The following is a 20,380-nucleotide window of genomic DNA, read 5'->3' as shown; positions in this document are numbered from 1 at the left end:
GGGACGGCGCCGATCACGACCGGTTTTCGTGTATGTCCTGACGCCATGAACGCCCGCATCTCCGCCTCCCAGCCGCTGCCGTCCCAGGTCGATGTCGTGGTGATCGGCGCAGGCTCCGCCGGCATCGCCGCGGCTCGCCGGCTGATGCGGCCCGGCCTGTCGGTTCTGATGCTGGAGGCCCGCAACCGGATCGGTGGGCGCGCCTGGACGGTTCGGGCCGAGGGCGAAGGGTTGGACATGGGCTGCGGCTGGCTGCATTCGGCAGACGACAATGTGCTGGCCGGACGGGTCGAGGCCGAGGGGCTGACGCTGGACCAGACGCCGCCGCCCTGGCGCACCCAGGCCTTCGATCACGAGATGACCCGCGCGGATCAGGCCGCGTTCGGCGAGGCCTTCGCCGCCTTCGACCAGCGGGTGAGCGAGGCGGCGGCCCTCGTCCGCTCGGGTGTGGGTGAGGATCGCCCGGCGTCGGACTTCTTCGATCCCGACTGTCGCTGGAACCCGCGCATGGACGCCATCTCCGGCGCCCTGAACGGCGCGCGGTTTGCCGAGGTGTCCAGCCTCGATTACGACGCCTATGGCGACACCGGCGTGAACTGGCGGGTGCGGGAAGGCTATGGTCGGCTGATCGCTCGGCTGGGCGAGGCTGTTTCGTCCATCACGGTCACCGACTGCGCCGTCAGCCGCATCGACCGTTCCGAACCGGTGTTGCGGCTGGAGACCAATCGCGGCGAGCTGACCGCGCGGATCGTCATCCTGACCGTGCCCAACAGCCTGATCGCCAGCGAGACGATCCGCATCGATCCGCCGGTTCCGGCCCTGCTCGAGGCGACGGCGGGCGTGCCGCTGGGCCTGGCGTCCAAGGTGCACATGACGGTGCGCGGCGCCGGCGATTTCCAGCCCGACACCCAGCTGTGGACCCGCACCGATACGGCCGAGACCGGCGGCTATCACCTGCGGCCGTTCGGCCGGCCGATGATCGAGGCCTATTTCGGGGCCGACCTGGCTTGGGGGCTGGAGGCGCAGGGGCCGGCCGCCCTGTTCGACTTCGCCGTGTCCGAACTGGTCGCGGCCCTGGGGTCGGACATGCGTCGGCGGCTGGAGGCGGTCTCGGTCAGCGGCTGGGGCGTCGATCCCTGGTCGCGCGGCGCCTATTCCCATGCCCTGCCGGGCCACGCAGCGGATCGGTCCAAGCTGCGCACGTCGGTCGAGGACCGAATCTTCCTGGCCGGCGAGGCGACGGCGCCGGTCTATTACGGCACGGCCCACGGCGCCTGGCTGGAGGGCGAGCGCGCCGCCGACGCCGCCCTGACGGCCCAAGCGCTCAAGGGCCTGGGTCTTGACCCGCGTCGCCCCGAGGACGACAGCGAGGCATGAAGCCCGCCAAGGCCAAAAAGCCCGCCGCCAAGCCTGTCAAACGCCCGGCCGTGATGACCGGGGCGGCCATTCCCGTGCTGCGCTGGCCGCCAAATGAGGACCGTGTCGAGGCGATCTTCGAACGCCTGTCCAGCGTCATGCCGGAGCCCAAGACCGAGCTGGATTTCTCCAATCCCTTCACCCTCGTCGTCGCCGTCGCCCTGTCGGCCCAGGCCACGGACGTCTCGGTCAACAAGGCGACCGAGCGGCTGTTCAAGGTCGCGGACACGCCGGAGAAGATGCTGGCCCTCGGCGAGGAGGGGCTGATCCCCTACATCGCCTCCATCGGCCTTTATCGCGGCAAGGCGCGGAACGTCATCGCGCTGAGCCGCATCGTGCTGGAGCAGCATGGCGGCGAGGTCCCGCTGAACCGCGCCGATCTTCAGGCCCTGACCGGCGTGGGTCGCAAGACGGCCTCGGTGGTCCTGAACGAGCTTGGGATCGAGGCGGCCATCGCCGTGGACACCCACGTCTTTCGCGTCTCGCATCGGCTGGGCTTGGCCAATGCCGGGACGCCGGACAAGGTCGAGGCCCAGCTGTTCAAGGTTGTGCCGGAGGACTGGCTGCCCAAGGCGCACCACTGGCTGATCCTGCACGGCCGCTACACCTGCACCGCGCGAAAGCCCAAATGCCCGTCCTGCATCATCGCCGACCTGTGCCCCTCGCGGGCGGGCCTGATGGGGCTGGGCGAGACGGGCTAAACTCGGCTTGGCGCGTCCTGTCCATGCGTCAGTTTCGCCGCCACCGCGTGCAGCACACTGAGCGTTGTCACCAGGTCATCTTCTGAAATGCCCTCGAACACGGCCTGACGCATGGCCGCAGCATGGACTTCGAACGTTTCCATCTCCGCGCGGCCCGCCGGTTCCATGACGATCAGCCATGACCGCCCATCACCGATCAAGCGATGGCGACTGACGAGGCCGTCGCGTTCGAGCCTCTGGACCAATCGCGTCAAGGAAGCGCCAGAGAGCTCCATTCTGATCGACAATTCAGAAAGCGTGAGGCCTTTGGGCTGGTCGGCCAGATGATACAGGACGACGATCGGCGCGCCTGTATGCCCGACGCCCCGGAACATTTCGGCCATCCATAATTTCCATCGCCGTGCGGTCACCATGACCTGCAGGGCGACCTTAAGCTGCAACTTCTCGCGCTGAAGACTGCGCGGCTCTATTCCGGTGTTTGGCAAGGCGTCCTCGTAGAGCCGAAGACGGCTCCGATCTTACTCATTTCAATAGATGTGAACGCAAGACGTGAGCTGTATACTCGCTCAAGTTGAGCATTAGCGTGCTAACCAGAGAGACAAGCATCTTAAAGAGGTTGTGTGGGATGAAGCTTCAGAAATCTATAGGGAAGCCAAAGAGATGCGCGTTTTCGGTAAACCTCAGGACGACAGCAAGCTTGTAGAGTTGCAAAGCATGCTGGCGGCTGTTGATCGCTCGCAAGCTGTGATCCAGTTCGACCTCGACGGAACCGTCCGGGACGCCAACCGAAACTTCCTCTCGGTCATCGGTTACGATCTCGGCGAGATCGTCGGACGCCATCACCGGATGTTCGTCGATCCGGCGGAGGCGCAGACGCCCGCCTATGTCGAGTTCTGGCGTCGATTGAACGCCGGCGAGTTCGTCGCCGACAAGTTCGTCCGCTATGGCAAGGGCGGCAAGCGCGTCGTGATTGAAGCGAGCTACAATCCCATCCTTGATAAGGAAGGCCGCCCCTACAAGGTCGTCAAGTTCGCCATGGACGTCACCGCGGTCGAGGAAGAACGCGAACGGCGCGCTGAGATCGAGCGCGAGGCCGCCCAGGTCCAGGCCGCCGTCGTTGCGGGCACAGCCAAGGGCCTGTCGGCCATGGCGGAGGGCGATCTGTCCTATCGTATTGAGGAAGACTTCCCCGGCGACTACGCCGTCCTGCGTGAGAACTTCAACCAGGCCATGGCCGCTCTGGACGAGGCTGTCGGCGTGATCGGCGTCAATGCCGGATCGATGCAGTCGGGCGCGCATGAGATCAGCAGCGCCGCCGAAGACCTGTCGCGTCGCACCGAACAACAGGCCGCCAGCCTGGAGGAAACCGCCGCCGCGCTGGATCAGATCACCGCGACGGTGCGCAAAACCGCCGAGAACGCCCAGGCGGCGGACGGTGTGGTCACTCAGGGTCGGAGCCAGGCCGAAAGCGGCGGCGTGGTCGTCCAGAAGGCTGTCGCGGCCATGGGCGAGATCGAACGCTCGTCCGATCAGATTAGCCAGATCATCGGCGTGATCGACGAGATCGCCTTCCAGACCAATCTCCTGGCGCTGAACGCCGGGGTCGAGGCCGCCCGTGCGGGCGAGGCCGGTCGTGGCTTCGCCGTCGTCGCGTCCGAAGTGCGGGCCCTGGCCCAGCGTTCGGCGGAATCGGCCAAGGAGATCAAGACGCTGATCTCGGCCAGTTCCAGCCAAGTCAAGGACGGGGTGGTTCTGGTGCGTCAGTCGGGCGAGGCCCTGACCGGCATTGCGGGGCGGATCGAAGAGATCACGACCCTGATGAGCGAGATCCGCGCCTAGACCCAGGAGCAGGCGGTGGGTCTGGCCGAGGTCAACACCGCCGTGAACCAGATGGATCAGGTCACCCAGCAGAACGCGGCCATGGTCGAGCAGTCGACCGCCGCGAGCCTGTGCCTGAGCCGCGAGGCTGCCGAACTGGCCGAACTGGTCGGCCGCTTCGAGACCAGCCAGGTCGCGGCGGCTCCGTCGCCGATCCACAAGGCTCCCATCCAGCAGATGAAAGCGCGGGTCGAAAGTTTCGCCCGCGCCCACGCCGCCCCTGCGCGCGCCCGCATGGCGGCCGGCGGCGGCGGGCGGGCCGCTGTGGCCACCGTTCAGTCGGACTGGGAAGAGTTCTGAGCTCCAGGCTCGGTTGGGCGCGATTCAGCGCCAGGCGGCCTAGGCCTCCAGCCGCGCCATGACAGCCTCGGCGAAGCCGGCGCCGTTTGCGGGGTCGTGGTCCAGGTAGAAGTCCGGTTCGATCAGTTCGGCCTCCATCAGCACCCATCGGCCGGCGTCGTCGCGGGCCATGTCGATGCGGGCATAGAGCAGCGGTTCGTCGATGGCGGCCAGCACCTGTTGCGCCAAGGCCATGGCCGCCGCGTCCGGCGTCACGGCCCTATACAGGCCGCCGAACTGCACCTGGATGCGGAAGTCGCCGGCCACGGGCCGCTTGTTGACCGCATGGCTGAACCGGCCGCCGAAGAACAGCAGCGAGGTTTCGCCCTCGGTCTCGATCGACTTCAGATAGGGTTGGATCATCGCCGCACCCTCGGGCGCATCGCTCAACACCTCGCCTGGCATCAGGCGCAGGGTGCGAAACGCCCCGGCCGAGACGGTCGGCTTCACGATCAGCACTGGCGCGCCGGTCTCTGCGAAGGCGGCGTCTACCTGATCCTGGATCACGCCGTCGGTCCAGCGCGTCGGCGGAATCGGCACGCCCTTGTCAGCCAGCCGCGCCAGATAGGCCTTGTCCGAGTTCCAGCGCAGCACCTCGGCGGGATTGGCGACCGCCAGGCCGGCCGCGCTCCACGTCGCGCAAGCCTTCAGCCAGCGGCCATGATCGCGGTGATAGCCCCAGGCGATGACCGGCAGGATCAGGTCATAGGCCCCAAGGCCCGACGCGTCCTCGACATGATCGGTCCAAGGCGTTGCCGTGACCGTCGTGCCCGTGCTCTCCAGCGTCGCCTTCAACCGGTCCAGCACCTCGGGCCAGCGGCCAACATAGGTCTTGTCGGCGGGGTCGGGAGTCAGGACGGCGATCTGGGTCATGCGGTCCTCATACCGAAGCGACGCGGAGCATATAAGGGCTTCCTTATATGATTTCGGGTGACGTGCGGGCGTTGACCGGCTAAGGCGCGACCATGACCCAGAACACCGCCCAATATGACGTCTGCGCCGTCGGCAACGCCATCGTCGATGTCCTCAGCCCCTGCGACGCCGCCTTCCTGACGGCCCAGGACCTGGCGCCCAACTCCATGCAGCTGGTCGACGCCGAACGCAGCGCCGCCCTGTATGACGCCATGGCGCCGGGCGTAGAGGCCTCGGGCGGTTCGGCAGGCAACACCGTGGCGGGCGTCGGCTCGTTCGGCGGCCGCGCGGCCTATATCGGCAAGGTCGCCGACGATACGCTGGGCCAGGTCTTCAGCCACGACATCCGCGCCGCCGGCGTTCACTTCGACACCCCGGTCCTGACGGGCGGGGCCGACCAGGGCTTCGGCACCGGTCGCTGCCTGATCAATGTGCTGTCCGACGGGGCGCGCACCATGGCGACCTTCTTGGGGGCCGCGAACCAGCTGTATGCCGACGACATCGACGAGGCCCTGATCGGCGCCAGCGAGATCGTCTATCTGGAAGGCTATCTGTTCGATCCGGCGCCCGCCCGCGCCGCCTTCGAACGCGCCGCCGCCGCCGCGCACAAGGCGGGCCGCAAGGTCGCCATCACCCTGTCGGACACCTTCGTCGTCGCCCGCTGGCGCGCCGAACTGCTGAGCTTCATCGAACAGTCGGCCGATATCGTCCTGGCCAACGAGGCCGAACTGGGCGCCCTGTTCGAGACCGAAGACTTCGACGCCGCCGCCGCGCAACTGGCCGCCATCGTCGAGATCGCCGCCGTGACCCGCGGCGAGCATGGCTCGGTCGTGATCAAGGGCGACGAGCGCGTCGTGGTCGACGCCTATCCCGTCGCCAAGGTGATCGACACCACCGGCGCCGGCGACCAGTACGCCGCTGGCTTCCTGCTGGGCCTCGCGCGCGGCCTGACGCTCGAAGAGGCCGGCAAGCTGGGCTCGCTGGCGGCGTCGGAAGTCATCGCCCATTGGGGCCCGCGCCCGATGGTGAAGCTGGTCGACCTGGCCAAGGAGAACGGGCTGAAGCTGTAAGACCCAGTGTCTCCTCCCCACGCGGTGGGGAGGAGACGTTCGTCTTCAGCTCTTCCACCTCAGCGTCACAGGCTGGATCGGGTTCGCGAACGGCCGGTCCTCAGCGCGGCTCTTGGCCCATTCGCGCTTCAGCTGCTGATACCATTTGGCCTGTTTGTCGGCGTCGTCGATCCAGATCAGGGCAGGGTCGTAGCGCAGGCCCTCGTTCTGCAGGTTCACCATGCCGCCGTCCTGTTTCAGGAAGGCCACCACCCCCATCCGCAGGAAGGGCTTGGCCAGGTCGAACACCCAGTGGTCGGACCAGAAGATCTGGGTGATCCGCGTCTTCGTGTCGGTGATTGGCGTCAGGCAGGTCAGGGCCAGGACCTGTTTTTCGCCCACCTGAATATGCTCCCAGCGGAAGCCCGGCAGGCGGAAGGTGATTTCGGTCGCGGGCGCGCCGCCCAGGATCTTGTAGAGGCGGCTGTTGGACGATGGGGCGTGGCGCACCATGGCCCAGCCGAACGCGGTCGGGGCGAAGGCCTTGGACTTTTCGTGCATCGAATGCTCGGACCGCCACCACCATTGCTGGTGGACGTAGGGGCCGTGGGCGGGGTCCATCAGGCCGACGACGGCGTGGTCGATATGGCTGTCGAAATCCATCGCCTCGACCAGCTTGGCCTCGCCGCCGACCACGCCGGGGAAGACAGGCGGCTCGTGGTCCGGCTCCATCGGATTGCGGGCGTCCGACGCCATCCAGACGAAGACGATCCCTTGGCTCTCGCGCACCGGATAGGACCGCACGCGGATGCGGTTCGCCTCGAACGCCTGATCCTCGACCAGCGAAGGAATGGCGGCGCAGACGCCGTCGGGCCGGAAACGCCAGCCGTGATAGGGGCATTCGACCGTCTCGCCCTCGCCGGGCTTTTCGACCAGCTTGCCGGCCGACAGAGGCGCGGCGCGGTGGGGACAGATGTCGCGCATCGCATAGACTTGGCCTGCGCGGGTGCGGCCGATCAGCACCGGCTCGCCCATGATCTCATAGCGTTTTAGGCTGGCCGGGGCGACGTCGCGGCCCAGGGCGACGAAATACCAGGCGTCGGTGACGAACCCCTTGCCGAACGGCTGCGCGCCCGCCTTGGACGGGGCGGATTCGGCTTGGGGCGGTGGCACAGGAGCGACGGTCATCTGCGCTGTTTAACAGCGGCTGACAGGCTAGGCCATCATCTCAGCCGGCCTCAACAATATGGCTTGTCGTCCTATCGATATGATATACGAAACATATCTGTTTCATGTGGTCGGGAGCCAGCAGGTGGGCATCGTCAATATCGAGGACGAACTGCACGAGCAGCTGCGTCGGGCCGCCAAGGCGTCCTATCGGTCGATCAACGCCCAGGCGGCGTTCTGGATCAGGATCGGTATGTTGTGTGAGACCCATCCCGGCGTGACGTTCCAGGAGCTGGTGGCGCGCGAGTTGCGGGCGGCGGGCGTCGATGCGCTCGTGCCCACGGATGCCGCCTCGTGATCAAGACGCCGGCCGAGATCGCGCTGATGGCCGAGGCGGGGCGACGGCTGGCCTCGGTCTTCACCCATCTGGACGCGATGACGCTGGAGGGGCTGAGCACGCTGGAGATCGACCGACGGGTCGAGGCCTTCATCGTCGACGAGCTGAAGGCGCGGCCGGCCAGCAAGGGGCAGTACGGCTATGGCTTCGTCCTGAACAGCTCAATCAACCAGGTCGTCTGCCACGGCGTGCCCTCGGCAAACGACATCCTGAAGAGCGGCGACATCGTCAATCTGGACATCACGCTGGAGAAGGACGGCTTCATCGCAGATTCCTCCAAGACCTATCTCATCGGCTCGGTGGGACCGCAGGCCCGACGGCTGGCCCGCACCACCTATGAGGCGATGTGGAAGGGCATTCAGGCGGTGCGCCCAGGCGCGAAACTGGGCGACATCGGTTTCGCCATCGAAAAACACGCCAAGCAGGCCGGCTATTCGGTAGTGCGCGACTATTGCGGGCATGGCATCGGGCGCGAGATGCATGAAGAGCCGCAGGTGCTGCATTTCGGCAAGGCCGGGACCGGCGTAACCCTGCGCGAAGGCATGACCTTCACCATCGAACCGATGCTGAACCAGGGCGTGCGCACGGTCCTGACCGAGGACGACGGCTGGACCGTGGTCACCTCCGATGGAAAACTGTCGGCCCAGTTCGAACATACGGTGGCGGTGACGAAGGAGGGCGTGCGGGTCCTGACCCTGAGGCCGGACGAGAAACGGGCGGGGTAGGACGCGCGCGAAGGAGAGATTCCGTCCCTTCATCATTCGCGCCTATATGAAGGCGACGACCGGCGCGGGCCGGGTGATGCGGACGATCCGATGGCTGATGCTCTGTTCCATTCTCCCAAGACCCACGGCTTCGTGCGCGTGGCGGCGGCGACGCCGGTCAGCCATCCGGGCGACCCCAGGGCGAACGGGCAAGAGCACGTCGCGCTGATCCGTCAGGCGGGCGAACAGGGCGTGGACCTGATGGTCTTTCCCGAGCTGTCGCTGTCGGCCTACGCCATCGACGATCTGCATATGCAGGCGGCGCTGCTGGACGAGGTCGAGCGGCAGATCGCCGTGGCGGCCGAGGCGACGGCCGAGGCAGATGTCGTGGCGGTGGTCGGGGCGCCGATCCGCAACGGCGACGCCCTGTATAATTGCGCGGTGGTGATCGGTGCGGGCGAGGTGCTGGGCGTCGTGCCAAAGACCTATCTGCCCAACTATCGGGAATATTACGAGAAACGCTGGTTTGCGCCGGCGACGGCGCGCGCGGAAGACGTGCTCCGGCTGAACGGCGAGACGGTGGACTTCGCGCCGGGTCTGCTCTTCGAAGCGGTCAACCGGCCGGGCTTCGTCTTCTCGGTCGAGATCTGCGAGGACTATTGGGCGCCAATGCCGCCCTCGACGCGGGCCGCATTGGCGGGCGCGCGAATCCTGCTGAACCTGTCGGCGTCCAACATCGTCATCGGCAAGGCGGACGAGCGGGCGATGCTGAGCGCCAGCCATTCGGCGCGAACCCTGTCGGCCTATGTCTTCGCCGCCTCGGGCTGGGGCGAGAGCACCACCGACCTGGCTTGGGACGGTCAGGCGACGATCCATGAACTGGGATCCAAACTGGCCGAAGGCGAGCGGTTCGCCCTGGACAGCCATCTGACGATCGCTGACGTGGACGTGGGCCGGATCGGGCTGGACCGATTGCGCAACGGCACCTTCGCCGAGTGTGCGAGGAACGAGGGCGAGGCGGCAACGGTCGTGCCTTTCATGGCGCGCGAGGATTATGAGGCCAGCGAGCTGATCCGGCCGCTGGACCGGTTCCCCTTCGTGCCGGACGACGCCGGGCGGCTGGATCAGGACTGCTATGAGGCGTTCAACATCCAGGTGCAGGGGCTGATGCGCCGCATGACGGCGACCGGCGCCAAGTCGCTGGTGATCGGCGTGTCCGGCGGGCTGGATTCGACCCAGGCCCTGTTGGTCGCGTGCCGCGCCTTCGACCGGCTGGATCTGCCGCGGTCCAATATCCTGGGCTTCACCATGCCGGGGTTCGCCACCTCGGACGGGACCAAGTCCAATGCCTGGGCCCTGATGACCGCGTTGGGCGTCACGGGCGCAGAGATCGATATCCGCCCCGCCGCCGAACAGATGTTCAAGGACATCGGCCACCCCTACGCCGAGGGTCAGCCCGTGCACGACATCACCTTCGAGAACGTGCAGGCGGGCCTCCGGACCGACTATCTGTTCCGGCTGGCGAACCAGCACAGGGCCTTCGTGCTGGGGACCGGGGACCTGTCGGAACTGGCGCTGGGTTGGGCCACCTATGGCGTCGGCGACCATATGAGCCATTACAACGTCAACGGCGGGGTGGCGAAGACGTTGATCCGTCACCTGATCCGCTGGGTGGCGGCCGGCGACCTGATCGGCGCAGGCGCGCGCGACACGCTGCACGCCATTCTGGACACCGAGATTTCGCCCGAGCTGGTGCCGGCCAAGGATGGGGTGATCCAGTCGACGGAAGGGACCGTCGGCCCCTATGCATTGAACGACTTCTTCCTGTTCTACATCAGCCGGTTCGGGATGACGCCGTCCAAGGTCGCCTTCTTGGCGCACCAGGCCTGGGGCGATGCGGGCGCAGGGCATTGGCCAGCGAATACGCCGGACGACGAAAAGGTCGAATACGATCTGGCGACGATCAAGGGCTGGTTGAGGAAGTTCCTGGTCCGCTTCTTCCAGACCGCCCAGTTCAAGCGCTCGGCCCTGCCGAACGGGCCCAAGGTGGTCACCGGCGGATCGCTGTCGCCGCGCGGCGACTGGCGCGCGCCGTCGGACGGCAATGCGCGGGTGTGGCTGGACGAGCTGGACGCGAACGTGCCGGACTAAACCGTCTCCTCCCCATTTTATGGGGAGGTGGCTCGGAACGCAGCGGAGAGACGGAGGGGCTTTCACCGCGCTAGGGACCGACGTCGGTGGGGCTTCAAGAGCCCCTCCACCGCTTCGCGGTCCCCTTCCCCATCAGCGATGGGGAGGAGACATTCGGAATAGCCATATTTTTAGCATGGATATTCGCCCACCCGAACGCTAGAAGCTTGGCCATGACCGACGACGTGACCAAAGACTCCAACGGCAATATCCTGGCCGATGGCGACAGCGTGACCCTGATCAAGGATCTGAAGGTCAAGGGCTCGGGCGGGGTGACGCTGAAGCGCGGGACCCTGGTCAAGAACATCCGCCTGACCGGCGACACGGACGAGATCGAGGCCAACGTCGAGAAGGTGCGCGGCCTGGTCCTGCGCACCGAGTTCGTGAAGAAGGCCTAAGCCCCCTTTTCATCGGCCCCCTTTTCAAGCGCCGGTGCAGCCGCCATCTAGCGGCCTATGACCGACACCCTCGCCGCCCCCGCCTCGACCGCTGCAACAAACGGCAAGATCCCCGTCACCGTCCTGACCGGCTATCTCGGCGCGGGCAAGACGACGCTGCTGAACCGCATCCTGACCGAGGATCACGGCAAGCGCTACGCCGTCATTGTCAATGAGTTCGGCGAGATCGGCATCGACAACGACCTGGTGGTCGGCGCCGACGAGGACGTGTTCGAAATGAACAACGGCTGCGTCTGCTGCACGGTGCGGGGCGACCTGATCCGCGTGGTCGCCGGCCTGATGAAGCGCCAGCGCCCCGGCAAGCCGGCCTTCGACGCCATCATCGTGGAGACGACGGGCCTGGCCGATCCCGGTCCGGTGGCCCAGACCTTCTTCGTGGACGAGGACGTCAAGGCCAAGACCCAGCTGGACAGCGTCACGACCCTGGTCGACGCCAAACATGTGATGGCGCGCCTGGACGACTCCAAGGAGGCGCGCGAGCAGGTGGCCTTCGCCGATCGGATCATCCTGAACAAGGTCGATCTGGCGACGGCTGACGAACTGGACGCGGTCGAGGCGCGTCTACGGGCGCTGAACCCTCTGGCGCCCATCGTGCGAGCCGAGCGGTCGAACGTGCCGCTGGATCAGGTGCTGGGCCTGGGGGCTTTCGATCTGGACCGCATTCTCGAGGTCAAGCCGGACTTCGTGAACCCGCCGCACGGCGCGGACGGCCATGTCCACGACGAACACTGCGGTCATGACCATCACGACCATGACCATGACCATGATCACCACGACCATGCGCATGATCACGGCCACGGGGCCCATTCTCACGGAGTCAGGGGTCACGCCCACCAGGACGACATCAAGGGCATCTCCCTGTCTCTGGATCGGCCGCTGGACGGGGCCAAGTTCACCGCTTGGCTGGACCGGCTGCTGGGCGAGCAGGGTCAGAACATCCTGCGCGCCAAGGGCATCATCGACGTCAAGGGCGAGAACCGCCGCCTGGTCTTCCAGGCCGTGCACATGATCCTTGAGGGCGACCTGCAACGCGAATGGGGCGCCGCCGAACGCCGCTGGAGCCGCGCCGTCTTCATCGGCCGCGATCTGGACGAAGCCGCGCTGAAGGCGGGCTTCGAGGCCTGCGCCGCCTGATCTCAAAGGTGGACAGACAGACAAAAGGCCGGCGGAGCAATCCACCGGCCTTTTTCTTTGTTCAGCCCTTCTCGAACAACTTGTTCCAGCGGCGCTTGTCGCGGGCCTTCCAGGCGCCGCGGTGGTAGGCGTCGGAGCCGATCAGGGGGACGACCGTGGTGGCCTCGGCGAAGACCATCTGTTCGTGGGTGGTCTGGACCTTGCCCCAGGAGGCCGCCTCTTTCAGCGTCGAGGACGAGCAGGCGCCGTCGCGGACGTCGGCGACGGTGATCTGGACCGCATAGCGGTGCATCTCGGCCTCGACACCCAGGATTTCGGCGCAGACGACCGTGTCCTGGGCGAAGTTCTTGGGCACGCCGCCGCCGACCATGAACAGGCCGGTCACGCCGGCGGCGATCTTGATGTCGGTCAGTTCGCGGAAGTCAGCGATGGCGTCCAGCATCAGATAGGGCTGGCCGGCGGCGGCCCGTTCCTTCTGGTGTTTCACCAGACCGAAGCCGGCCGAGGAGTCGACGAAGGCCGGGCAGAAGATCGGCACGCCCTCTTCATAGGCGGTCTGGATCAGCGAGCCGGGCTTTTTCGCATTGCCCTCACTCAGCCACTTGCCCATCTCCCAGATGAACTCGCGGCTGGAATAGCCGCGCGGCTCCAGCCGGTTGGCGATCTCCAGGATGGTGTGGTCGCAGGCCTGGAGCTCTTCCTCGTCGATATAGGTGTCGTAGATCCGGTCGATGTAGTTGTCGCGCAGGACGTTGTCGTCCACCCCGCCGGCCGCCTGATAGTGTTTGAAGCCCAAGGCCTCGAAGAAGTCCATGTCGACGATCGAGGCGCCGGTGGCGACCACGGCGTCGACCATGCCGAACTTCACCATGTCGCGGTAGACGTGCATGCAGCCGCCGGCCGAGGTCGAACCGGCCAGGATCAGCCAGGGCGAGCAGTCCTTGTCTTCGATGGCCATTGAGAAGATGTCGGCGGCGCGGGCGGTGTCGCGCGACGAGAAGGACATCTTGCGCATCGAGTCGATGATCGGGCGCGCGTCGAAGCTGGTGATGTCGACGTGCTCGACGACATTCTGCAGCAGCTGGGCCTTGGTGTTCGATTGAACGGGAGCGTTCATTTCGGCGGTTTCCCTGTGATTTGAGCGCCCGTCGAACAAGCAGACGTGCCGGGACGGAGCGACCGACAGGACCGATAGACTCCCAACCATCGGCCGTCACCCTCGGACTTGATCCGAGGGTCGGACGTTCCGCCGCGCCCTTCTTGTAAAGGAGACGCAGAGCGGCCGATCCTCGGATCAAGTCCGAGGATGACGGATGTCAGATGGAGCGTCCTATTTCCGGCGCGACTTGCGCTGACCGGCCTTGCCCTTGGGCCGTGAAAGGCGCACGACCTTGCGGGCGTTCTCTTCCGCCGTGGTGCGCACGGTGGGGATGGAACGCGGGGCCAGGCCGTAGAGCGAGGCCATCGGAGCGTCCTCGACTGCGGCGATGTCGTGTTCGCCATAGCCGTTGAAGCCGGTCGACATGGCCACGCCGTAAGCGCCCAGCATGCCGATCTCGATGAAGTCGCCTTCGCGCACATCGGCCGGCAGCCAGAAGGGTCCCGGCATATGGTCGATGGAATCGCAGGTCGGGCCGTAGAACTGGAACGCCTTCAGCTCGCCCGCGCTTTCGCCGTCCCGCACCAGCTTGGTCGGGAAGGGCCAGCGCGAGTGGGTCGCGTCGAACAGCGAGCCGTAGGAGCCGTCGTTCAGATAAAGGGCATCCCCCTTGCGCAGATCGACGCGGGCCAGGATCGACGAGCTTTCGGCGACCAGCGCCCGGCCAGGCTCGCACCACAGCTCGGTCGTTTCCGACACCGGCATCTCGTTGAAGCCGCGATGGATGGCGTCTGCGTATTCGCTCATGTCCGGCGGGACCATGCCCGGATAGACCGACGGGAAGCCGCCGCCGACATCGACGATATCGACGATCACGCCCGCACGGCTGATCGACCGGCCGACCTGGGCCATGGCGGCCTGATAGGCGGTCGGGCGCATGCACTGGCTGCCGACGTGGAAGGAGACGCCCATCAGGCCGTCCTTGACCGCCTGGCGCGTCGCCATCAGCAGGGCCGGCGCCTGATCCGACGACACGCCGAACTTGCCCGACAGCGTATAGGCGGCGCCGTCGGCCGAGACGGCCATGCGCACGACCAGGTTCAGGTCGTCCGCGCCGCCGGTGGCGTCGAGGATCTTGTTCAGCTCGTCGATGCAGTCGAGCGAGAAGGTGCGCACGCCGTGATCGAAATAGGCCTTGGTGATCGCAGACCGGCTCTTGACCGGGTGCATGAAGGCCAGGCGCACGTCATGGCTGACCGAGCGAACCAGCTCGATCTCGGCGATGGACGCCACGTCGAAGCCGCGAACGCCGGCCTCGATCAGGGTTTCGACAACCCAGCGCGAAGGGTTGGCCTTCACAGCGTAGAAGACGTCGGCCTTGAGATTATCCTGGAACCAGCGCGCCGCTACGGAAACCGAACGCGGCCGCACGAGGGCGACGGGACGTTCAGGGGACCGCTCACGGACCAGGTCCAGGGGAAGCTGATACGTGCGCAATTCACGTAACCCCCTGCTAATTGTTAAACCCAGACCGGCGTTAGCGGCGCAGACAGGACCTACGGGGTCCGCCGGAGAGCGCGATATGGGGACGCGCGACTGTCATGTAAAGAGGTTTTTTCGTGGCGGGGCCTAGGTTTGACTGTCACAAATCCGCTCTGCGCCCTCCACGACACGATCCGACGGCAACCTTGACCGTTCTGCGCCGTTGCGATGCTCGGAGGGTTCGATGAATCGGTGGCTGTTCTTTTGGCGCAAGATGCGGCGTCAGTTGTGGGTGCGCGCCACGGCCTATGCGGTCGCGGGCGTCGCCGCAGCCTTGCTGGCCGCCGCCCTGGCCCCATGGGTGCCGCAGGAGATGGCCGAGCGCCTGGGCGGCGAGTCTGTGGAATCGATCCTGACGATTCTGGCGTCCAGCCTACTGGGCGTGGCGACCTTTTCGGTCGGCGCCATGGTCACGGCCTATACGTCGGTGTCGTCGGCGGCCAGTCCGCGCGTCGCGGCCCTGGTCACCAGCGATGACGAAACCCAGAAATCGCTGGCGACCTTTGTTGGAGCGTTCCTCTACGCCATCGTCGCGGTCACCGCGATCAACGCCCATTATTACGGCCAGAACGGCCGGGCGATCCTGTTCCTGGTCAGCCTCGTCATGGTGGGTCTGGTGGCGTTTCGCCTCCTGGCCTGGATCAACCGTCTGTCCAGCCTGGCGCGGGTCGGTCACATGATCGATCTAGTCGAGGCCCGGGCCCGAGAGGCGCTGGAACAGCGGCGCGACAATCCATTTCTGGGCGGGCGCGAGGGGCATTTGCAAAACGGTGCGGACGTGACGGCGCCGGAAACCGGCTATGTCCAGAACGTCGATCCCGATCGCCTGCAGGCCATGGCCGAGAAACGAGACTGCCAAGTTGAGGTGGTCGCCGCGCCCGGCGCCTTCGTGCGACGCGGCGAGGTCCTCGCCCGGATCAGCCTGCCGGCCTGCGACAAAGAGGCCCAGGATGCCTTCTGCTCCGCCTTCGCGATCGGAGACTCGCGCTCCTATGATCAAGACCCCCGCTTTGGCCTGATCGTTCTGGGCGAGATCGCCGCCAAGGCCCTGTCGCCTGGTATCAACGATCCCGGAACGGCCATTCAGGTGGTGTCGACCGGCGTGAGGCTGATGGACATCTGGGCCCGACACGGCGGGGAAGACGAGAAGCGGACCCTGCGCGATCGCCTGATGATGCCGGGCGTCTCCGAAGACGATCTGCTCGACGATCTGTTCGGCCCGATCGCCCGTTACGGGGCCGGCGACGTTGCGGTCGCCATCAGACTGCAAAAAGGCTTGAGGGCGCTGGCCTCGATCCCTTGTCTGGCCGCACCAGTCCGGACGATGGCCGATCAGGCGCTTGAGCGATCGCGCGCCGCCTTGCCGATTCCGGCGGACTACGTCCGGGTGAAGGGTGCGGCAGAAGGCTCCTGAACGGCTCGGGTCTGGACGAGATTGCGCCCGACGTGCGATTAGGACTTGCCCGAGCGCGATTTCAGCTTATTGCGGCGCCCCTTCGCCATAGCCTCCTAGCGAGTTCATGAGTTCATCCGCAGCCGCCGCCGCCCCTGGGCTAGTCCTGGCGCGTGACGTGTCGAAGACCTTCGGATCGCGAAAGGCGCTGGACGGCGTCTCGATTTCCGTGGCCTCCGGCGAAATGGTCGCCCTGATCGGTCCGTCCGGTTCGGGCAAGTCCACCCTGCTCCGCTCCATCACCGGTCTGCAGTCGATCGACGCCGGCGCCGGCACGATCCAGGTGTTCGGCGAGACCGTGCAGAAGGACGGCCGGGTCACCGGCGCCGTGCGCAAGGCGCGCGGCAAGCTGGGCATGATCTTCCAGCAGTTCAATCTGGTCGGGCGACTGAGCCTGTTCTCCAACGTCATGCTGGGCGCGCTGGGCCGTCTGCCCGGATGGAAGGGCCTGCTGGGCCTGTGGCCCCAGGCGGACAAGGACAAGGCCATGGCGGCCCTTCACCGCGTCGGCGTCAGCGACTACGCCGCCCAGCGCGCCAACACCCTGTCCGGAGGCCAGCAGCAGCGCGGCGCCATCGCCCGCGCCATCGTTCAGGGCGCCAAGGCGATCCTGGCCGACGAACCTGTCGCCTCGCTGGACCCTGTGTCAGCCCGCAAGGTGATGGAACTGCTGGTTGAGCTGAACAAGCGCGACGGCATGGGGGTGATCGTCACCCTGCACCAGGTCGACTACGCCATCCGCTACTGCGACCGCGTCATCGCCCTGCAAGGCGGCAAGATCGTCTATGACGGCCCGTCCACGGCGCTGGACCAAAAGCGCCTGATCGAAATCTACGGTCCCGAGTTCGAGGACGCGTTCTGGGAGACCAAGGCATGAGCCTGTCGCGCATTTCCCCCACCCGCCGTCTAATCGCTGCGGCCGGCGCCGCCGTCATGATCCTGGGCCTGGCGGCCTGCGGCGGCGGCGAGGACAAGAAGGCTGCGGGCGGCGCGCCCAGCGAGATTACTTTCTCGATCCTGTCCGCCGAAGGCCAAGCCTCGGCCGGCCCGCTGTGGCAGCCGCTGCTGGACGACATGTCCAAGGCCATCGGCGTGCCGGTGAAGCCCTATTTCGGTTCGAACTACACCGTCCTGGTCGAGGCCATGCGCGGCAACCACACCCAAGTGGGCTGGTTCTCGGCCAAGCCTGAGGTCGAGGCCATCGACCGCGCCAAGGCCGAGGTCATCGCCCGCACCGTCAACCGCGAGGGTCTGGACAGCTATCAGTCGACCCTGATCGTCAAGAAGGGATCGGGCATCACGCTGGATCAGGTCATGGCGTGCGGCAAGAAGTACAACTTCGGCATCGGCGACGCCCAGTCGACGTCGGGCACCCTGGCCCCGCTGACCTTCCTGTTCAATCCGCGCGGCGTGGTCCCCAGCCAGTGCTTCAAGACCGTGCGCTCGGCCAACCACCAGGCCAACGCCTTCGGCGTGGCGACCGGCGTGATCGACGTGGCGACCTCCAACAGCGTGAACACCATCTTCATGCGCAAGGAGAACCCGCAGCTGGCCGGCCAGATCGAGGAAATCTGGACCTCGCCGCCGATCCCCGAGAGCGGCATCGTCGTGCGCGAGGACCTGGATCCTGCGCTGAAGGAAAAGATCCGCAGCTTCTTCCTGACCTATGGCCAGGGCGAAGGCGCCGAGGCCGAGCGGCAGCGTAAGGTTCTGGCGGACCTGGAATATTCCCGCTTCACCGCCGCCGACGACAGCTATCTGGACCCGATCCGCGAAATGATCGCCGACCAGAAACTGGGCGAGGCCCGCGCCAAGGGCGATACGGCCGCCGCCGCCGCCGCCGAGCGCGAGCTTCAACGCCTGCGCAGCCTGCGTGAGGTCCGGCCTTGACCGCAGTCGCGTCTCCCGCCGTCGCGATTCCGGCGGCGCCCAAGAAGTCCGCCCTCGCCTGGGTCGCCGACGTCCTGGTCTGGGGCGGCGTCGCCGCCGTCCTGCTGTACAGCATTGACGCCGTCGATCTGGGCAACATCTCGCGTCTGTTCGCCGGCAACGACAGCACCCAGCTGTTCGTCCACGACCTGCTGCGTCCCGACTTCAGCGACTGGAAGATGTTCGTCGCCAAGATGTGGGAGACGGTGCAGATCGCCCTATGGGGCACCTTCCTGGCCGTGATTCTGGGTATCCCGCTGGGTCTGGCGGCGGCGCGCAACATCGCGCCCGTCTGGGTCGTGACGCCGGTGCGCTGGATCATGAACCTGCTGCGCTCGGTGCCGGATCTGGTGATCGGCCTGTTGTTCGTCACCGCCGTCGGCCTTGGGCCTCTGGCGGGTGTTCTGGCCATCACCCTGAATACGGCCGGGGTTCTGGCCAAGCTGTTCTCGGAAGCGGTCGAGTCGATCGACAAGGGTCCGGTCGAAGGCGTGCGCGCCACCGGCGCCGGCAAGCTGCACGAGATCGTCTGGGGCGTCCTGCCTCAGGTCGCGCCGCTGTGGACCTCGTTCGCCCTGTACCGTTTCGAATCCAACAGCCGGTCCGCGACCGTGCTGGGTCTGATCGGCGCGGGCGGCATCGGCCAGGTGCTGTTCGACAGCATGAACGCCTTCGATTTCCGCGCCGTCTCGGCCATCGTGATCGTCGTCGTGGTCGCCGTGACCCTGATCGACACCCTGTCGCAGGTAATGCGCCGCCGCCTGCTGTAGCGGCGGCGGTTCCTTTCGCGGGCCCATTCTCGGGACTGTCATAATCCTCTGCTCTAAGCATCGCGAAATCGATGCTCAGGGAGAGCCTTGGATGATCCGCACACTGAAACTGGCGGCTTCGGCCGCCGCCCTTCTGGCCCTAGCGGCCTGTGGCGACAACGGCGGGGGCGGTTCCGCCTCCGGCGCGCGCTCCGGCATCTGGGCGGCGGGTTCGTCGACCGTCTTCCCCTTCGCCACGCGGGTCGCCGAGACCTTCGCACGCGGTTCGGGCGGCGCGGCGCCGCGCGTCGAATCGCTGGGCACCGGCGGCGGCATTCAGGCCTTCTGCCAAGGCGTCGGCCCGACCACCCCGGACATCGCCAACGCCTCGCGTCAGATGAAGCAGTCCGAGTTCGACCTGTGCGCCAAGAACGGCGTCACCGACATCGTCGAGATCAAGATCGGCTTCGACGGCATCGTCATCGCCACGGCCCGTAACGGCAACGGCTTCAACTTCGAACTGAATGACCTGTACGAAGGCCTGGCCAAGGAAGTGCCGGGCGCCAACGGTCAGTTCGTCGCCAATCCGGCCAAGACCTGGAACCAGGTCAACGCCGGCCTGCCGAACCAGCGCATCCAGGTCTATGGCCCGCCGCCCACCTCGGGCACGCGCGACGCCTTCCTGGAGCTGGGCATGACGCCGGGCGCCAAGCTGGTGCCGGCGGTCAAGGCGATCGAAGGCGACAAGGACCGGTTTGAAGGCATCGCCCACACCCTGCGCGAGGACGGCGCCTGGATCGATTCCGGCGAGAACGACAACGCCATCGTCCAGACCCTGACCCGCACGCCGGGTTCGCTGGGCGTGTTCGGCTATTCGTTCCTGGAGCAGAACCTGGATACGGTGAAGGCCGAGACCATCGACGGCGTGGCCCCGACCGCCGACACCATCGCCAGCGGTGAATACCCGCTGTCGCGCAGCCTCTACATCTATGTGAAGAAGGCCCATATCGGCGTCATTCCGGGCCTGCAGCAGTTCGTGCAGGAGTTCCTTTCGGAAGGCGCCGCCGGCAAGGGCGGCTACCTGGCCGACCGCGGCCTGATCCCGCTGCCGGAAGACCAACTGCTGGCCCAGCGCGCGACCATCGCCGCCATGACCCCGATGGCCCGCCCCGCCAAGTAAGGCGGAACCCGACCGCCGTTCCGCCCCTTCTTTCGCCGGTCCGCACCGGTTAGAAGGGGCGGGATAGCTGTCAGGATGATTTG

General features: G+C 66.4%; 20 protein-coding genes. 15 read left to right on the top strand and 5 right to left on the bottom strand.

The annotated features are described in order from the left end of the window. Window positions 1–45: 45 nt before the first annotated feature. Window positions 46–1,377 (top strand): flavin monoamine oxidase family protein, encoded by a 1,332-nt coding sequence (locus BVE01S_RS15125; protein WP_066629316.1) that lies wholly within the window; start codon window positions 46–48, stop codon window positions 1,375–1,377. Further along, window positions 1,374–2,117: an endonuclease III gene (nth, locus tag BVE01S_RS15120; RefSeq protein WP_066629313.1), complete on the top strand. Its 744-nt coding sequence runs from the start codon at window positions 1,374–1,376 to the stop codon at window positions 2,115–2,117. Before BVE01S_RS15125 ends, nth begins: the two co-directional genes overlap by 4 nt. Here the strand turns inward: nth and BVE01S_RS15115 are convergent. Next, the gene (locus BVE01S_RS15115) at window positions 2,114–2,602 is read right to left on the bottom strand and encodes a MarR family winged helix-turn-helix transcriptional regulator (protein WP_066629310.1); all 489 of its coding nucleotides are present in this window, start codon (window positions 2,600–2,602) and stop codon (window positions 2,114–2,116) included. The two genes, nth and BVE01S_RS15115, sit on opposite strands and share 4 nt — an antisense overlap. A 229-nt stretch (window positions 2,603–2,831) precedes the next feature. On the opposite strand from BVE01S_RS15115, the gene BVE01S_RS15110 reads away from it, so the two are divergent. Together BVE01S_RS15110 and BVE01S_RS17420 are read left to right on the top strand one after the other, a co-directional pair. Then, on the top strand, window positions 2,832–3,956 hold the full coding sequence (locus BVE01S_RS15110; RefSeq protein WP_306301770.1) for a methyl-accepting chemotaxis protein: 1,125 nt from the start codon (window positions 2,832–2,834) through the stop codon (window positions 3,954–3,956). Between the two features lie 15 nt (window positions 3,957–3,971). Then, window positions 3,972–4,295 carry a hypothetical protein gene (locus BVE01S_RS17420; RefSeq protein WP_306301769.1) on the top strand — a complete coding sequence of 108 codons (324 nt, stop codon included), beginning with the start codon at window positions 3,972–3,974 and terminating at the stop codon, window positions 4,293–4,295. Window positions 4,296–4,334: 39 nt separating this feature from the next. On the opposite strand, the gene BVE01S_RS15105 is transcribed toward BVE01S_RS17420, so the two are convergent. Beyond that, the gene (locus BVE01S_RS15105; protein WP_066629307.1) at window positions 4,335–5,207 is read right to left on the bottom strand and encodes an ATP-grasp domain-containing protein; all 873 of its coding nucleotides are present in this window, start codon (window positions 5,205–5,207) and stop codon (window positions 4,335–4,337) included. A gap of 92 nt (window positions 5,208–5,299) precedes the next feature. Between BVE01S_RS15105 and BVE01S_RS15100 the strand changes: the two genes are divergently transcribed. Beyond that, window positions 5,300–6,316 (top strand): adenosine kinase, encoded by a 1,017-nt coding sequence (locus tag BVE01S_RS15100; RefSeq protein WP_066629304.1) that lies wholly within the window; start codon window positions 5,300–5,302, stop codon window positions 6,314–6,316. 45 nt (window positions 6,317–6,361) lie between these two features. On the opposite strand, the gene BVE01S_RS15095 is transcribed toward BVE01S_RS15100, so the two are convergent. Further along, window positions 6,362–7,483, bottom strand: coding sequence for a Rieske 2Fe-2S domain-containing protein (locus BVE01S_RS15095; protein WP_066629302.1), 1,122 nt, complete (start codon window positions 7,481–7,483; stop codon window positions 6,362–6,364). Between the two features lie 124 nt (window positions 7,484–7,607). Here BVE01S_RS15095 and BVE01S_RS15090 point away from each other — a divergent pair, with 124 nt between their 5' ends. The 5 genes from BVE01S_RS15090 to BVE01S_RS15070 all read left to right on the top strand — a co-directional run bounded on the left by BVE01S_RS15090 (window position 7,608) and on the right by BVE01S_RS15070 (window position 12,345). Then, window positions 7,608–7,820 carry a ParD-like family protein gene (locus BVE01S_RS15090; RefSeq protein ID WP_066629396.1) on the top strand — a complete coding sequence of 71 codons (213 nt, stop codon included), beginning with the start codon at window positions 7,608–7,610 and terminating at the stop codon, window positions 7,818–7,820. Beyond that, the gene (map, locus tag BVE01S_RS15085) at window positions 7,817–8,584 is read left to right on the top strand and encodes a type I methionyl aminopeptidase (protein WP_066629300.1); all 768 of its coding nucleotides are present in this window, start codon (window positions 7,817–7,819) and stop codon (window positions 8,582–8,584) included. The genes BVE01S_RS15090 and map overlap by 4 nt, the downstream gene beginning before the upstream one ends. Window positions 8,585–8,674: 90 nt before the next feature. Beyond that, on the top strand, window positions 8,675–10,714 hold the full coding sequence (locus tag BVE01S_RS15080; RefSeq protein WP_066629298.1) for an NAD(+) synthase: 2,040 nt from the start codon (window positions 8,675–8,677) through the stop codon (window positions 10,712–10,714). 212 nt (window positions 10,715–10,926) lie between these two features. After that, window positions 10,927–11,151, top strand: coding sequence for an alkylphosphonate utilization protein (locus BVE01S_RS15075; protein WP_055754537.1), 225 nt, complete (start codon window positions 10,927–10,929; stop codon window positions 11,149–11,151). Window positions 11,152–11,208: 57 nt separating this feature from the next. Further along, complete coding sequence (locus tag BVE01S_RS15070) at window positions 11,209–12,345, top strand: CobW family GTP-binding protein (protein ID WP_066629296.1); 1,137 nt, start codon at window positions 11,209–11,211, stop codon at window positions 12,343–12,345. Window positions 12,346–12,406: 61 nt separating this feature from the next. Here BVE01S_RS15070 and BVE01S_RS15065 read toward each other — a convergent pair whose 3' ends face one another. Further along, window positions 12,407–13,462: a 1,9-bis(guanidino)-5-aza-nonane synthase gene (locus BVE01S_RS15065; protein ID WP_066629287.1), complete on the bottom strand. Its 1,056-nt coding sequence runs from the start codon at window positions 13,460–13,462 to the stop codon at window positions 12,407–12,409. Between the two features lie 213 nt (window positions 13,463–13,675). Then, window positions 13,676–14,941 carry a type III PLP-dependent enzyme gene (locus BVE01S_RS15060; RefSeq protein WP_066629285.1) on the bottom strand — a complete coding sequence of 422 codons (1,266 nt, stop codon included), beginning with the start codon at window positions 14,939–14,941 and terminating at the stop codon, window positions 13,676–13,678. Between the two features lie 229 nt (window positions 14,942–15,170). Here BVE01S_RS15060 and BVE01S_RS15055 point away from each other — a divergent pair, with 229 nt between their 5' ends. The 5 genes from BVE01S_RS15055 (at window position 15,171) to BVE01S_RS15035 (ending at window position 20,297) form a co-directional block, all read left to right on the top strand. Further along, on the top strand, window positions 15,171–16,400 hold the full coding sequence (locus BVE01S_RS15055; protein WP_066629284.1) for a DUF2254 domain-containing protein: 1,230 nt from the start codon (window positions 15,171–15,173) through the stop codon (window positions 16,398–16,400). 106 nt (window positions 16,401–16,506) lie between these two features. After that, a complete protein-coding gene (gene phnC / locus BVE01S_RS15050; protein ID WP_055808912.1) occupies window positions 16,507–17,316 on the top strand; it encodes a phosphonate ABC transporter ATP-binding protein in 810 nt (269 codons plus the stop codon). Further along, window positions 17,313–18,329, top strand: a complete 1,017-nt coding sequence (gene phnD / locus BVE01S_RS15045) for a phosphate/phosphite/phosphonate ABC transporter substrate-binding protein (RefSeq protein ID WP_055754543.1) — start codon at window positions 17,313–17,315, stop codon at window positions 18,327–18,329. Before phnC ends, phnD begins: the two co-directional genes overlap by 4 nt. Beyond that, entirely contained in the window at window positions 18,326–19,138 is an 813-nt protein-coding gene (gene phnE / locus BVE01S_RS15040) for a phosphonate ABC transporter, permease protein PhnE (protein ID WP_045809538.1), read from the top strand. The genes phnD and phnE overlap by 4 nt, the downstream gene beginning before the upstream one ends. A gap of 91 nt (window positions 19,139–19,229) precedes the next feature. Beyond that, entirely contained in the window at window positions 19,230–20,297 is a 1,068-nt protein-coding gene (locus BVE01S_RS15035; protein WP_066629283.1) for a substrate-binding domain-containing protein, read from the top strand. The last annotated feature ends 83 nt before the right edge of the window (window positions 20,298–20,380 follow it).

The sequence above is a fragment of the Brevundimonas vesicularis NBRC 12165 genome, assembly GCF_001592205.1.
GTDB lineage: Bacteria > Pseudomonadota > Alphaproteobacteria > Caulobacterales > Caulobacteraceae > Brevundimonas > Brevundimonas vesicularis.
This window is presented reverse-complemented; position numbering and strand designations above follow the sequence as displayed.

Excerpts from the sequence above, each read along its gene's own strand:
- BVE01S_RS15125 (WP_066629316.1), top strand. The coding sequence starts at position 46 with ATGAACGCCCGCATCTCCGCCTCCCAGCCGCTGCCGTCCCAGGTCGAT.
- nth (WP_066629313.1), top strand. The coding sequence starts at position 1,374 with ATGAAGCCCGCCAAGGCCAAAAAGCCCGCCGCCAAGCCTGTCAAACGC.
- BVE01S_RS15110 (WP_306301770.1), top strand. The coding sequence starts at position 2,832 with ATGCTGGCGGCTGTTGATCGCTCGCAAGCTGTGATCCAGTTCGACCTC.
- BVE01S_RS15105 (WP_066629307.1), bottom strand. The coding sequence starts at position 5,207 with ATGACCCAGATCGCCGTCCTGACTCCCGACCCCGCCGACAAGACCTAT.
- BVE01S_RS15100 (WP_066629304.1), top strand. The coding sequence starts at position 5,300 with ATGACCCAGAACACCGCCCAATATGACGTCTGCGCCGTCGGCAACGCC.
- BVE01S_RS15095 (WP_066629302.1), bottom strand. The coding sequence starts at position 7,483 with ATGACCGTCGCTCCTGTGCCACCGCCCCAAGCCGAATCCGCCCCGTCC.
- BVE01S_RS15080 (WP_066629298.1), top strand. The coding sequence starts at position 8,675 with ATGGCTGATGCTCTGTTCCATTCTCCCAAGACCCACGGCTTCGTGCGC.
- BVE01S_RS15075 (WP_055754537.1), top strand. The coding sequence starts at position 10,927 with ATGACCGACGACGTGACCAAAGACTCCAACGGCAATATCCTGGCCGAT.
- BVE01S_RS15070 (WP_066629296.1), top strand. The coding sequence starts at position 11,209 with ATGACCGACACCCTCGCCGCCCCCGCCTCGACCGCTGCAACAAACGGC.
- BVE01S_RS15065 (WP_066629287.1), bottom strand. The coding sequence starts at position 13,462 with ATGAACGCTCCCGTTCAATCGAACACCAAGGCCCAGCTGCTGCAGAAT.
- BVE01S_RS15055 (WP_066629284.1), top strand. The coding sequence starts at position 15,171 with ATGAATCGGTGGCTGTTCTTTTGGCGCAAGATGCGGCGTCAGTTGTGG.
- phnC (WP_055808912.1), top strand. The coding sequence starts at position 16,507 with ATGAGTTCATCCGCAGCCGCCGCCGCCCCTGGGCTAGTCCTGGCGCGT.
- phnD (WP_055754543.1), top strand. The coding sequence starts at position 17,313 with ATGAGCCTGTCGCGCATTTCCCCCACCCGCCGTCTAATCGCTGCGGCC.
- BVE01S_RS15035 (WP_066629283.1), top strand. The coding sequence starts at position 19,230 with ATGATCCGCACACTGAAACTGGCGGCTTCGGCCGCCGCCCTTCTGGCC.